This window comes from Methylobrevis albus (genome assembly GCF_015904235.1).
Taxonomy (GTDB): domain Bacteria; phylum Pseudomonadota; class Alphaproteobacteria; order Rhizobiales; family Pleomorphomonadaceae; genus Methylobrevis_A; species Methylobrevis_A albus.
Window position 1 is genome coordinate 23,162 of the sequence record NZ_JADZLT010000040.1, and the last position, 14,154, is coordinate 37,315.

General features: G+C 70.7%; 9 protein-coding genes. 1 reads left to right on the top strand and 8 read right to left on the bottom strand.

Annotated elements, in window-relative coordinates; genetic code table 11:
• Positions 1-273: 273 nt before the first annotated feature.
• From glgX to pyrF, 8 genes are all read right to left on the bottom strand, one after another.
• Positions 274-2,367 (bottom strand): glycogen debranching protein GlgX, encoded by a 2,094-nt coding sequence (gene glgX / locus I5731_RS02245; protein ID WP_197309735.1) that lies wholly within the window; start codon positions 2,365-2,367, stop codon positions 274-276.
• Between the two features lie 104 nt (positions 2,368-2,471).
• A complete protein-coding gene (locus tag I5731_RS02250) occupies positions 2,472-3,701 on the bottom strand; it encodes an MFS transporter (RefSeq protein ID WP_197309736.1) in 1,230 nt (409 codons plus the stop codon).
• Positions 3,702-3,747: 46 nt separating this feature from the next.
• Entirely contained in the window at positions 3,748-4,707 is a 960-nt protein-coding gene (locus tag I5731_RS02255) for a putative bifunctional lysylphosphatidylglycerol flippase/synthetase (RefSeq protein ID WP_197309737.1), read from the bottom strand.
• A gap of 273 nt (positions 4,708-4,980) precedes the next feature.
• Positions 4,981-7,464: a mechanosensitive ion channel domain-containing protein gene (locus tag I5731_RS02260; RefSeq protein WP_197309738.1), complete on the bottom strand. Its 2,484-nt coding sequence runs from the start codon at positions 7,462-7,464 to the stop codon at positions 4,981-4,983.
• Between the two features lie 102 nt (positions 7,465-7,566).
• Positions 7,567-8,151, bottom strand: a complete 585-nt coding sequence (locus I5731_RS02265) for a dioxygenase family protein (protein ID WP_197309739.1) — start codon at positions 8,149-8,151, stop codon at positions 7,567-7,569.
• Positions 8,152-8,258: 107 nt separating this feature from the next.
• Positions 8,259-9,551: a methyl-accepting chemotaxis protein gene (locus I5731_RS02270; RefSeq protein WP_197309740.1), complete on the bottom strand. Its 1,293-nt coding sequence runs from the start codon at positions 9,549-9,551 to the stop codon at positions 8,259-8,261.
• A 183-nt stretch (positions 9,552-9,734) separates the two neighbouring features.
• Positions 9,735-11,546: an ABC-F family ATP-binding cassette domain-containing protein gene (locus tag I5731_RS02275; protein ID WP_197309741.1), complete on the bottom strand. Its 1,812-nt coding sequence runs from the start codon at positions 11,544-11,546 to the stop codon at positions 9,735-9,737.
• Between the two features lie 65 nt (positions 11,547-11,611).
• Positions 11,612-12,451, bottom strand: coding sequence for an orotidine-5'-phosphate decarboxylase (gene pyrF, locus I5731_RS02280; RefSeq protein ID WP_197309742.1), 840 nt, complete (start codon positions 12,449-12,451; stop codon positions 11,612-11,614).
• 164 nt (positions 12,452-12,615) lie between these two features.
• Here pyrF and I5731_RS02285 point away from each other — a divergent pair, with 164 nt between their 5' ends.
• Positions 12,616-14,073 carry a cobyric acid synthase gene (locus I5731_RS02285; protein ID WP_197309743.1) on the top strand — a complete coding sequence of 486 codons (1,458 nt, stop codon included), beginning with the start codon at positions 12,616-12,618 and terminating at the stop codon, positions 14,071-14,073.
• Positions 14,074-14,154: the final 81 nt, after the last annotated feature.

Below are 14,154 nucleotides of genomic sequence, written 5' to 3' on the forward strand. Positions count from 1 at the left end.
CGGGGTCTCCAACCTCTCCTTTCGTCATCGCCGGGCTTGACCCGGCGACCCAATAGCCTCGCGGTCAATCGGGAAGAATGCAGGTGGATCAACCACCTGTGTCGCCGATCTGCGAGGCGAGTAGGTTGCCGGGTGAAGCCCGGCAATGACGACCGAGGGGCTTTTAGGTGGGGCGCCGGCCGTGCGCGCACTGGTCGCCGGCCGCGCGCGCGCTGGTCGCCGGCCACGCGCGCTGGCCGCCGCCCCGCCCAAGATACCTCGGCCGCTATTTCCTCACACGAACAGCACCAGCGACCGGGCCGCGAGCTCCACCGGCTCCTCGCCGCCGGCGCACTCCAGCGCGGGGCCGTCCGGGGTGTCGGTGTCGATCACCGCGGTCCAGCTGCGGCCCTCGCGCTCGGGCAACACGAAGGACACCGGGCCGTCGTGGGCGTTGAAGGCGATGATGACGTCGTCCCATTCGCCGTCCGCGCCGCCGTCCGCGCCGCCGTCCGGGCGCACGAGGCGGAGCGCGATCGAGTTGGCGCCGGCGTCGGCCCATTGCTCGGGCGTCTGCTCGCCGCCGCCGGGGTTGAGCCAGGTGACGATCAGGCCGTCGCGGAAATTCTCGCGGCGCAGGATCGGCTGGTCACGACGGAGTTCGAGCAGGCGGCGGGTGAACGCGGTGAGCGCGTGGCCCTCCTCGGTGATCCCCTCCCAGTCGAACCAGGTGATCTCGTTGTCCTGGCAGTAGCCGTTGTTGTTGCCGCCCTGGCTGTTGCCGAACTCGTCGCCGGCGAGGATCATCGGCGTGCCGTGCGACAGCAGCAGGGTCGCGAGCAGGTTGCGCTGCTGGCGCGCGCGCACCGCCTTGATGCCCTCGTCGTCGGTCGGGCCCTCGACGCCGTAGTTGCAGCTGCGGTTGTGGTCGTGGCCGTCGTTGTTGTCCTCGCCGTTCGCCTCGTTGTGCTTCTCGTTGTAGGAGACGACGTCGGCGAGGGTGAAGCCGTCGTGGGCGGTGATGAAGTTGACGCCGGCCCAAGGGCGGCGCGAGCGGAAGTCGTAGACGTCGCCGGAGCCGGTCACCCGGGCCGCGAAGTCGCCCATAATGCCTTCCTCGCCGCGCCAGTAGTCGCGCACGGTGTCGCGGTACTTGTCGTTCCATTCCGCCCAGCCGGGCGGGAAACCGCCGACCTGGTAGCCGCCGGGGCCGATGTCCCACGGCTCGCCGATCAGCTTGATCTTCGCCAGCGTCGGATCCTGGCCCATGGCGTCGAAATAGCCGCCGCGCTGGTCGAAGCCGTGCGGCTCGCGGCCGAGGATGGTGCCGAGGTCGAAGCGGAAGCCGTCGACGTGCATGTCGGTCACCCAGTAGCGCAGGCTGTCCATGACGAGCTGCAGCACGCGCGGGTGCGAGGTGTTGACCGTGTTGCCGGTGCCGGTGTCGTTGATGTAGTAGCGCGGCTCGTCCGGCATCGTGCGGTAGTAGCTGAAGTTGTCGATGCCCTTGAACGACAGGGTCGGGCCAAGCTCGTTGCCTTCGGCGGTGTGGTTGTAGACCACGTCGAGGATCACCTCGATGCCGGCGTCGTGGAAGGCGCGCACCATGTCGCGGAAGCCGTCGGTGCCGCGCGGGCCGAAATAGCGCTGGGCGAGCGAGAAGAAGCCGAGGGTATTATAGCCCCAGTAGTTGCGCAGGCCGCGGTCGAGCAGCAGCGAATCGTCCGGGAAGGCGTGCACGGGGAGCAGCTCGACCGAGGTGATGCCGAGGCTCTTGATGTAATCGACGATCGGCTTCGAGCCCATGCCCTCGAAGGTGCCGCGCAGGTGCTCCGGGATCGCCGGGTGCAGCTTGGTCATGCCCGCGACGTGGGTCTCGTAGAAGACCGTGCGGCCCCAGGGGATGCGCGGCGCCTCGACGCCCGACCAGTCGTAGCCGGCGTCGTCGATGACGACGCCCTTCGGCATCACCGCGGCGCTGTCGAGGGTCGAGAAGGAGAGGTCCTTCTCCTCCGCGTCCATGTCGTAGCCGAAGACGGCGGGCGACCATTTGACGTCGCCGTCGATCGCCTTCGCGTAGGGGTCGAGCAGCAGCTTGTTGGGATTGAAGCGGTGGCCGCGCTCGGGGTCGTAGGGGCCGTGCACGCGGTAGCCGTAGCGGGTGCCGGGCGCGACGCCGGGCATGAAGCCGTGCCAGATCTCGTCGGTCACCTCCGGCAGGTCGACCCGGGCGGTCTCGTTGCCGGCCTTGTCGAAGAGGCAGAGTTCGACGCGTTCGGCGTGGGCCGAGAACAGTGCGAAATTGGTGCCTTCACCGGTCCAGTTGGCACCGAGAACCGCCGAGTCGCCGGCGACGATTTCCCCGGTCATGGTCGTCCTGTCGAGCATCGCATAACACCCCGCCTCCGCCGGACGCCTGCCGCGTCCACGCTCACAACGGCGATGGCTGCGCTTTTGTTGCAGCGCGGCGACGGGAAAATCGCTGCGCCGGCTCAGCGCCCGTCGAGGCGCTCGGCGCGGCGCAGTTCCGGGAACCATTTCGCCCACAGGCCGGCGACGAGCAGGGTGCCGACGCCGCCGATCACGACGGCCGGCACGGTGCCCATGAACGCCGCCGACAGTCCGGCGCGGAATTCGCCGAGCTCGTTGGACGCGCCGACGAACACCATGTTGACCGCGTTGACCCGGCCGCGCACCTCGTCGGGGGTGGCGAGCTGGATCAGCGTTTCGCGGACATAGACGCTGATCATGTCGGCGGCGCCCATCAGCACCAGCATGGCGATCGAGAACCACGGCGTCACCGAGATGCCGAAGGCGATGGTGGCCGCGCCGAACACCGCGACGCCGAGGAACATCCAGATGCCGGCCGCCGACTGGATCGGCCGCCAGGCGAGGTAGAGCGCGACGGCGATGGCGCCGATGCCGGGGCCGGCGCGCAGCAGGCCGAGGCCGAGCGGCCCGACGTCGAGGATGTCGCGCGCGAAGATCGGCATCAGCGCGGTGGCGCCGCCGAGCAGCACGGCGAAGAGATCGAGCGAGATGGCGCCGAGCACGATGCGGGTGTTGCGGACGTATTTGAAGCCGGCGACGACGGTCTCCCAGCTCGCCGGCTCCTGGCCGGTGCGGCGCGGCTGGCGCGGGATCATCAGCACGCAGCCGATGGCGGCGGTGAACATGAAGAAGGCGGTGCCGAAGGCGACCTCGGCGTGAATGCCGTAGAGCAGGCCGCCCATGACCGGGCCGATGATGGTGGCGAGCTGCCAGGACGAGGTGTTGAGCGCGATGGCGCTCGGCAGCGCCACCGTCGGCACAAGATTGGGCACCAACGCCTGCATCGCCGGCCCGAAGAAGGCGCGGCCGATGCCGATGACGAGCAGCGCGGCGTAGATCGGCCAGACCGCGTCGACGTGGCTCCAGGACAGCAGCAGCAGGGCCACGGTCGCCGCGGCTTCGACGGCGAGGCAGATCATCATGATCTTGCGCCGGCTGTAGCGGTCGGCGACCGAGCCGGTGACGAGGACGAGGACGAGCGCCGGCACGAACTGCACCAGGCCGACGAGGCCGAGCGACAGCGGGTCGCGGGTGATGTCGTAGACCATCCAGCCGATCGAGACCGAGATCACCTGGACGGCGAAGGTCGCGAGCACGCGCGAGTACCAGTAGTAGCGGTAGGCGCTGTAGGTAAAGGCGCGGGCAGAGGGATCGGCGGGCGAGGGGATCATTGCAGGGTGTCCGGCAGGCGGCGGGCGGCGTTGGTCAGGCGGAAGGTCATGCGTCTGTCTTCCCATCGGTCCCGGCGAGCCCGGCGCGGCGGAGCCCCCGGCGGTGCCGCCATTCGACCACCGCCATCGCCGCGAGGGCGAAGGCGAGCGGTACCACGAAGTAGATCAGCCGGAACAGGATCAGCGCCGCGGCGACGTCCGGGCGCTCGTCGATGCCGAGGCCGGTCACCAGCGTCGCCTCGAACACGCCGAGGCCACCCGGCGTGCTCGCGGCGTTGCCGAACAGCACCGCGGCGATGAAGGTGAGGACGTAGATCGCGAGACTCGGCGTGACATCTGGCGGCAGCAGCACGTAGAGCGTCGCGGCGGAGGCGAAGAGGTCGATGCCGCCGGCGGCGACCATGCCGAACAGCACCGGCGTCGAGGGCAGCCGCACGGTCCAGCCGCCGAGCCGGACGGCGCGGCGCTTGCGGCCGACCCAGAGGATCGTGGTGAACAGCAGCACGACGAGGGTGACGCCGGCGACGCGGTCGGCGGTCTGGCTGAAGAAGACCGCCGGCTCGCCGACCGGCTGGAAGGCGAGCGCGACGCCGAGCAGGAACACGAGGCCCGACCACATCGTCACCCAGGTCAGCACGAAGATGCGGCCGACGACGGAAAAGTCGTGCCCCTGCATCGAATAGAGCCGGTAGCGCGCGGCGCCGCCGGTGACGAGCGGGAAGCCAAGGCCGTTGGCAAAGACGTTGGAAATGCCGCCGACCAGCGCCGCATAGCGCAGGTCGATCGGCTTGCGGGTGCGGATCGTCAGGACGGCGCAGACGTCATAGGCGGCGAGCGCGGTGACGCTGACCGCCGTCAGGGCGAAGGCGAGGGCGACGCGCCACATCGGCACCGCCTCGATCGCGTTCGCGACCGCGCCCGGGCTGACCTTCTGCGCCATGTTCCACAGCACGATCGCCGCGTAGGTGATCAGCACCGCGGCGAAGGCCGGACCGAGATATCCCATCCAGGCGCGCCGACGCGGCCCGGGAGGTCGAAGCGTGCCCTGCGCGCCCTGCTCGCCGCCGCTCTTCTCGTCGAATGGCTGCAGCAATCCCGGGCCTTCCTGTTGCTGTTCTCGTTCGCCGATCTTACGGGCCGCTTTGCGGTCCGGACGTCGGCGGGCTGGCGCGCCCTGCTTCAACCGCCTTCGGCCCGCGCCGTCAAGCCCGCCGCCGGTGGTGGACACCGCCATCGTGTCACGCCGCTGCCGTTTCGCGCGCCCGCGCGGGGATTTGTCCTAGCGGTTCGGACCCTCGTCGCTGTCGGGCACATCGAGGGTTTCCGACGGCGGGCGGCGGTCGGCCGGCTCCGGATCGGCCTGGGCCCGGGCGGCTTCGCGCCGTGCGCGTTCGCTCGCGGGCGCCGGCGGTCGTTGGCCGGGCGGCAAGCCGGGCTGGTCGGGGGTGGCGCCGTCCTGCGGGTTGGCGAACCAGAGCGTGCGCTGCGGGAACGGCATCTCGATGTGGTTCTCGTCGAACACCGCCTTCAGGAGCTCGCTATAGGCCCGCCCGACCGCCCATTGCTGGCCGGCGGTGGTCTTGATGCGGGCGCGCACCGTGACGCCCGACTCGGCGAACATGGTGACGCCCTGGGTCTCGAGCGGCTCGAGGATGCTGGCGGCGTGATCGGTCTCCATCAGGCGGTCGAAGGCGATCTGCATCGCGCGCTTCACCTCGCCGATGTTCTCCTTGTAGGCGACCGAGATGTCGGCGACGTGGAAGGCGAAGCCGCGGGTCGAGTTGGAGACGGAATCGACCGAGGAGAACGGCACCACGTGGTAGATGCCGTTGACGTCGCGCAGGCCGACCGAGCGGATGGTGAGATGCTCGACGACGCCGGAGATGCCGGCGACCTCGACGACGTCGCCCTCGTTCATCGCGTTTTCGAACTGGATGAACGCCCCGGTGATGATGTCCTGCACCAGCTTCTGCGAGCCGAAACCGACGGCGAGGCCGACGACACCGGCACCGGCGATCAGCGGGGCGATGTCGACGCCGAGTTCCGACAGCGTCAGCATCAGCGCGATCACCGAGAGCAGGATGGTGAAGGCGTTGCGGAACAGCGACAGCAGCGTGCGCACGCGCGGCGTCGGCACCTTGCGGCCGTTCGGATTGAGCCGGTACTCGATCCACGACATGGCGGCGAGCCAGATCGCGATCATCACCAGCACGATGATGCCGGCCGAGATCAGCCGTTGCAGGAAGGTGACGCCGGACTCGCTGCCGAGCCAGCCGGCGACGTCGACCAGCGACCACGCCTGCAGCACCACCGCCATGACGCAGAGGGCGACGATCAGCCGGACGATCTGCAGGAAGGTCGGCACGAACAGGTTGAGCCGCTTCTCGAACAGCGGCAGCGCGGTGCGCAGTTCCAGCGGCACGGGCACGCCGTTGGCGATGCCGCGGGTGAGGAGCCGCGAGACGAGGCCGCCGACGGCGATCGCGCCGAGGGTCCAGAGCGTCGCCCGCATCATGAACTCGAGCGCGTCGGCGGGGCGCGCGACCCAGACGACGAAAGCGGTGACGAGATATCCGATCGCCAGCACGTGCCAGATGCCCGAGAGCGCCGCGAGCAGCGTGGCGATCATCCGGCCCTGCAGCCGACCGGCGGCCCGCACCAGCCCGCCGCGCACCCGGACCCGGTTGCGCCAGATCAGCGTCACCGCCCAGATCAGCGAGATCACCACCACCGCGACGCGCAGGCCGATGCTGACACTGTAGGCGACGTTGTAGTTGAACACCGGCACCAGGAAGAACACGCCGTAGCCGAAGAAGCTCACCAGCAGGCCGATGTGGAAGGCCCAGAACGCCGCCGTGCTGGAGGCCATCGGCAGGAAACGCAGCGCGGCGTGCTTCGGCCGCAGCACGCCGCGGACGAGCAGGCGTACCAGCTGGACCAGCCCGAAGGTGTTGAGAAACAGGCTCGCGGCGATGTCCATCCGGCCGGTGTCGGACAGCGAGACGGCGACGGCGTTGCCGGCGGTCCAGGCAAGCAGCACCGGCAGCCAGTCGGCGAAGACCGCGATCACCGCGAGGATCGCGCGCCCGACGATGCCGCGGCGCGCGGCGCGGCGGTCGAGCATGCCGATCAGGGCGCCGGAGCCGAGCCGGCCGATGACGAAGACGGCGACGACCACGGCCGCGACGCTCGCCAGCACCTGCGCCACGGCGCCGATGCGCTGCCAGTCGAGTTGCAGCGAGCCGTCGACCAGGCGGCCGAGATTGCCGAGGGCGCGCATGGTGCGCCCGCCGATGCCGGCGATCTCGGCGGCGGTCTCGCGCGTGTACTCGCCGAGCTCGACGGCGAGGGTCGATTCCAGCAGCGGCGGAATGGCGGTCGGCGCGGCGGGCGTCGCCGGTGCGGTCTCGGTGCCGGGGGCGCCGGGCGCGGGCGACGGGGTGGTCGACGTCGCCGCCGGCGCCGTGCCGGATGTCGTCGCGGCGGGTTCGGCCGGGGTGGCGGCGAGCCGGCGCAGTTCCTCGATCAGCGCCGCCCGGGCGCGGTCGTCGCCGAGGACCTCGATCAGCGCCGCCGCGGCCTCGCGGCCGCCGAGCGGATCGGCGGTGGTCGTCGCCGCCGGCGGGACCTCGGCGGTCTGGGCGGCGGCGGGGGCGAGCAGCGGGACGACCAGCAGCATCAGCACCGCCAGCGCGCCGGCGAGCCGGTGGGCGGGCACGACCCGGCCGAGGCCGGCGAGGAAAGAGGAGGCGCTCGGGAGCAAGGCGGACAATCCTTAACGGCGCAGCCGGACGGGCCTCAACGGCGGAGCCGGACAGGGCGTGACCCGGGGAACGTCGTCCGGGGGCGATTCGGCTGACGGGCGTCAGCCCAGCACGAAATCATAGCGTCCGAAACGCCCGTCGGGCGAACTGTCGACCTGCATCAGCAACGCGGCGTCGTAGATGCCGTCGGCGGCGTTGTCCGGCTCGCCCGGAAAATACAGCTGGGTGGTGAGCACCCGCCCGCCGCGGCGCTGCACCTTGACGTGGAAGTGGCGGGTGCGGCCGGGGTAGAGGCCGGGCACCACGGTGTCGAACCACCAGCGGCCCTCGGCGTCGCTGAACTGGTGGCCGCGCAGGCGATAGCCGGTGTTGTCGTATTCTCCGGCCGGGTCGGCGTGCCAGAGTTCGATCAGCGCTTCGGCAACGGGACGGCAGTCGCGGTCGAGCACGAAGCCGGCGATGGTCATGCGCTCGCCGCCGGGGGCGTCGGCGGCGAAATCTCGCTTCGGCGGGCTGTCCGGCGTGAAGTAGGGACCCTCGGTCTGCGCCGGGGTCGGATCGTCGTCGTCGGCACAGGCGGGGGTTGCCGCGAGCAACGGCGGCGGCGCCGCGAGCGCCCGCCCGGCGAAGGGCAGGCCTGGGGCGGCGAGGAAGGCGGCGAGGACGCGGCGTCGGCTCGGGGTCATGCTGGCTCCTTCGCGGTCGCGCCTTGCGAAGGCACGACCGATGCGGGTCGCCGTCCCTAGCGCCGGATTGGGGCAGAAACGGGAAAGGCCGCCGTCCGGCCTTTCCGTCAGTTCGCGCGTTCGAGGTCCGCGAGGGCGGCCATGATCTCGCCCGAGGCGCCGTCCATCGCCATGTAGGCTTCGATGGCGACGTTCATCCGGCCGGCGGCGACCTCCTTCACCATGCGCAGGGCTTCGGCGGCGGCCTTGTCGGCCTTGACCGAGAGGCGGCGGACGGCCGGATCGGTGATGGTCGCGAAGTGCGGGCCGAGCGGCTCGACGCGCGCCGAGAACGCGGTCAGCTCGATCGGCTTCAGCCCGACAAGGCATTCGGCGAGGCGGCGCTTCCAGGCCATGTGGTCGGCGCGCAGGCGGCGCTCGGCATAGCGGGCGACCCCTGCCTCGCCGGCGGCATCGATCAGCTTGCCGGTGATGGCGTCGGTCTTGATGATCAGCTCGGAGGAAGCCTTGACGTCGGTCTCGTTCTGGCCGGCGAGCCGGGCGATTTCCGACATGCTCTTCGCCATCGCCTCGGTCGCCGACTGCTGGTCGCCGAGCATGCCCGCGATGGCGCCGATCGAGGCGTTCACGTCGCTGACGCAGTCGCGGATGCTGGCCATGTCGGTGGCGACGACGTCGAAGGTCTCGCGGCCGTCGCGCACCTTGGTGCCGCCGATCGACATCGCGTGCAGCATGCCCTGCATGACGTCGGCAAGGCCGGTGAGCTGGCCGCGGATCAATTCGGTCGTGCGCGAGGTTTCTTCAGAAAGTGCCTTCACTTCGGCGGCGACCACGGCAAAGCCGCGGCCGGCTTCGCCGGCGCGGGCCGCTTCGATCGTGGCGTTGAGGGCGAGCAGCTTGGTCTGGCTCGAGATGCTCTCGATCTGCTTGGCAAAGCCGCCGATGCTCTCGATCGCGCCGCCGAGCTGGTGCATCTGGCGGTCGAGCCCGGTGAAGGCCTCGGCGATGTCCTGCATCGCCCGGCCGGCCGACATGGCGCGCGCCGCGCCCGCTTCGACGATGGCGTGCGCCTCCGCCGACTGGCCCTGCGCCCGGCCCGAAAGGTCGGCGATGTTCTCGATCGACTTCGCGACTTCCTCGATCGCGGCGGACACCGCGACGGTTTCACCGCTGAGGTTGTGCACGTTGCCGCTCGACCATGCCATCAGGCACAGCAATTCGGAGATGTTGACCGAGGTATCGACCGCGTGCTTCAGGCTCGCCTGCGATCCCGACGTGAGCGTTTCGACCTGGCGTTGCAATGCCTCGGTGGCCGTCTTGTGCGCTGCGGCGATCTCGGCGAAGCGTTCGGCATCGGGCTTCTCAATGACTTTCGCCTCGGCATTGTTACTGCGGAACATCGAAAGCATCCGGGCGTTTCCTATTGTTGCCTTGCGGTCTTGCCCAGACCATGAGCCGTTCCCATTAATTTTCGGTTGAGGGTGATATTCCCACTCCTCTGCTTGGCAATGCCTGTCGGGTGATCGCAAGTCAGCAAGAATACTATAGGTGGCGCCTATGAGTGTCCGGGTGCAACTCCGTCGTCAGCCGCCGAGTTCTTCCCGCAGCATCTCCAGCCGCAGCCATTCCTCCTCGGCCGCCGCGAGGTCCTCGGCGAGCTTGCCGAGCGCGGCGACCGCCTTCTCGAAGGCGGCGGGATCGCGGCCGTAGAGGCCCGGATCGTCGAGCCGCTTGCGCTCGGCGGCGATCTTCGCCTCCAGCGCGGCGATGGTCTTCGGCAGGGTTTCGAGGGCGTGCTTGTCCTTGAAGGTGAGTTTTGCGCGCGTTTCGGCGCGCTCGGCGGGCCTTGACGTCGCCGGTGCCGGCTTCGCCTCGGCCGCCGCCAGGGCCCGGGCCGCGACGCCGGCGCCGCGCTGGGCGACCATGTCGGAATAGCCGCCGGCGTATTCGGTCCAGTGCCCGTCACCCTCGCTCATGATCACCGAGGTCGCGACGCGGTCGAGGAAGTCGCGGTCGTGGCTGACCAGCAGCACGGTGCCGGTGTAGTCGGAGAGCAGTTCTTCGAGCAGGTCGAGCGTCTCGAGGTCGAGGTCGTTGGTCGGTTCGTCGAGCACGAGCAGATTGGAGGGCTTCGCCAGCGCCCGCGCCAGCATCACCCGGCCGCGCTCGCCGCCGGACAATGCGCCGATCGGGGTGCGCGCCTGCTCGGGTGAAAACAGGAAGTCCTTCATGTAGCCGATGACGTGCTTCGACTGCCCGTTGATGACGACGCTGTCGCCCTTGCCGTCGGTCAGCGCCTCGGACAGCGTCCACGCCGGATCGAGGCTGGCGCGGCGCTGGTCGAGCACCTGCATGTCCAGCGTCTCGCCGCGGCGGATGGTGCCCGCGTCGGGCTCGAGTTCGCCGGTGAGCAGCTTCAAGAGCGTCGTCTTGCCGGCGCCGTTCGGGCCGACGATGCCGACGCGGTCGCCGCGGCCGATGCGGATCGAGAAATCCTCGACGATGCTGCGGTCGCCGAAGCGCTTGGAGACGCGTTTTGCCTCCGCGACCAGCTTCGACGAGGTGTCGGCCTCGCTGGCGGCGAGCTTCACGGCGCCGGTCGGCCCCCGGTGCTCGCGCTTGGCGCGGCGCAGGTCGGCGAGCAGGTCGACGCGGCGGACGTTGCGCTTGCGCCGGGCGGTGACGCCGTAGCGCATCCAGTGCTCTTCCGCCTGGATCTTCTTGTCGAGCTTCTGCTGGTCGCGCTCCTCCTCCTCGAACACCTGGTCGCGCCAGGCCTCGAAATGCAAGAAGCCGCGGCCGAGGGTGCGGGTGATGCCGCGGTCGAGCCAGACGGTGGTGCGCGAGAGGTTCTGCAGGAAGCGCCGGTCGTGCGAGATCAGCACCAGCGCCGACCGCAGTGACTTGAGCTCACCTTCCAGCCATTCGATCGCCGGCAGGTCGAGGTGGTTGGTCGGCTCGTCAAGCAGCAGGATGTCGGGCTCGGGGGCGAGCACCCGGGCGAGTGCCGCGCGCCGCGCCTCGCCGCCCGACAGGCTCGCCGGCGTCTCGGTGCCGGTGAGGCCGAGGCATTCGAGCAGGTAGGTGGCGCGGTAGGGGTCGTCGCCGGGTCCGAGGCCGGCCTCGACATAGGCGAGCGTCGAGGCATAGGCGGAGAGGTCCGGCTCCTGCGGCAGGTAGCGCACGGTGGCGCCCGGCTGCACGAAGATCTCGCCGCCGTCGGCCTCGATCTCGCCGCCGGCGATCTTCAGCAGCGTCGACTTGCCCGAGCCGTTGCGGCCGACCAGCGTGATGCGGTCGCCGAAGCCGACGCTGAGCGACGCCGCGGTGAGCAGCGGCGTCGCGCCGAAGGTGAGCTTCACGTCGCGCAGGAACAGGAGAGGAGGAGCGGCCATCGGAAATTCGGTCTTCGTGCACGGGCCGGCGCCTCCGGGACGGGGGCGCGGTCGGCCTCGGGGGATCAGTCGAGAAGCCGCGCGGCTTCGTCGGAGAGCTTCAGCACCGCTTCGACCAGCGCCGCGGCGTTGGGGCCGGCGCCGTGTACACCGCGCGAGACGGCGGGGAGGGTCCGGCGGGCGTGCGGGCCGAAGCGGCGGGCGATGTCGGCGATGGTGGCGCCCTGGGCGCCGACGCCGGGCGCGAGGATCAGGCTCTGCGGCAGGCGATCGAGGATCGACAGCACGTCGTCCGCCGTCGCGCCGACCACGGCGCCGATCGGGCCCGTCGCCTCGCCGGAGATCTCGCGGTTGAACGCGGTGATCTCGTCGGCGAGTTCCTCGGCGACGGTGCGGCCGTCGGCGTGGCGCGCGGTCTGCAGGCCGGTGCCGTGCGGGTTCGACGAGCGCACCAGCACGAAGAGGCCCGCCTCGTGCTCGGCGGCGCGGGTGACGACCGGGCGCAGCGCCCCGGCGCCGGTATAGGCGCCTACCGTGATCGCGTCGCTCGGGAAGCCCGCCTCCTCGCCGAGCCAGGCGTCGGCGTAGGCGACCAGCGTGTGGTCGATGTCGAGGCGCTTGCAGTCCGACAGGCAGAGGGCGCCGGCGGCCTGGATCGCCGCCATCACGTCGGCGAGGGCCACGAAGCCCTTCGGACCGAAGCGCTCGAAGAAGGCGACCTGCGGCTTGAAGACGCCGACGTGGTCGCCGGTCGCCTCGACGAGGCGCAAGCCGAACTCTCGCGCGCCTTCGGCGGAGACGGGCAGGTTCCAGCGCTCCAGCGCCTCCGCCCCCGGGTCGATCCCGACACAGAGCGGCGAACGGCGGGCGGCGATCTCGAAATAGCGCACGGCGAAGGAGGGCATCGGCGGCTCCGGGTTTCGGCTGCGCCGTTCCTATCGCCTGAGGGCGGCGGCGTCCATGTTGGAGTGCGGCGTCTGCCGCACTGCACCCCCGCGGCGACGGTGCCCCGTGCGCTGCGGCGCTGAATGTCCTATTCCTCGCCCGACCAACCAGCCCCGGAGACCGCATGCCCGCCCGCGCCGTGATGATCCAGGGAACCGGTTCCGACGTCGGCAAGTCGCTGATCGTGGCGGGGCTCTGCCGGGCGGCGGTGCGGCGGGGCCTGAGGGTCGCCCCGTTCAAGGCGCAGAACATGTCGAACAACGCCGCCGTCACCGACGACGGCGGCGAGATCGGCCGGGCGCAGGCGCTGCAGGCGCGCGCCGCCGGCCTGCCGCTGTCGGTGCACATGAACCCGGTGCTGCTGAAGCCGCAGAGCGAGGTTGGCGCGCAGGTGATCGTGCAGGGCCGGCGCATCGGCAACAGCGGCGCCCGCGCCTATCAGGACTTCAAGGCGAGCCTGCTGCCGGCGGTGCTGGAGAGCTTCGGCATTCTGAAGGCAGACACCGACCTCGTCATCGTCGAGGGGGCGGGCAGCGCCTCGGAGGTCAACCTCCGCCGCAACGACATCGCCAACATGGGCTTTGCCCGCGCCGCCGACGTGCCGGTGGTGCTGCTCGGCGACATCGACCGCGGCGGCGTCATCGCCAGCCTCGTCGGCACCCAGGCGGTGCTCGACCCGGCCGACGCCGCGATGATCGAGGGGTTCATCGTCAACCGCTTCCGCGGCGACCCCAGCCTCTTCGACGACGGCATGCGCATCGTCGCCGGGCGCACCGGCTGGCGCGCGCTCGGCCTCGTGCCGCATTTCGCCGGGGCGGTGCGGCTGCCGGCGGAAGACGCGATGGCGCTGGAGCGGCCGGCCGGCCGCGCCGGGGCAGGGCGGCTCCTCGTCGCGGTGCCGCAGTTTGCGCGGATCGCCAATTTCGACGACTTCGACGCCCTCGCCATGGAGCCGGCGGTGGACCTCGTGTTCGTCCGCCGCGGCCAGCCGATCCCCCCCGCCGACCTCGTCATCCTGCCGGGCTCGAAGGCCACCATCGCCGACCTCGCCGATGTCCGCCGCGAGGGCTGGGACATCGACCTTGCCGCGCACATCCGCCGCGGCGGCCGGGTGCTCGGCGTCTGCGGCGGCTTCCAGATGCTCGGCTGCCGCATTGCCGACCCGGACGGCATCGAGGGACCGCCCTCAATGGTCGCGGGGCTGGGCCTGCTCGACGTCGAGACGGTGATGACGGGGGAGAAGACGCTGACGAAGGTGACCGGGCGCAGCCTTGCCGACGACGCGCCGCTGTCCGGCTACGAGATGCACGTCGGCCGGACGACGGGGCCGGATGCGGCGCGGCCGTTCGCGGTGATCGACGGGGGCGGGCCGGACGGGGCGGTGTCGACGGACGGGCGCATCGTTGGCACCTACCTGCACGGCCTGTTCACCGACGACGTCCAGCGCGGCGCCTGGCTGGCGCGGCTCGGCGGGCGGGCGGAGGTGGGCTACGGCGCGGCGGTGGAGACAGCGCTCGACGAGCTCGCGGCGCATCTCGAGGCGCACATGGATGTGGCGGGGGTGTTCGGGCTGGCGCGGTGAGGGGGGTGCCGTGTTGCCTCCCCCCTCCCTGTCCCTCCCCCGCTTCGCAGGAGAGGGGACGCAGGAGGAAAGAGCGTTCAC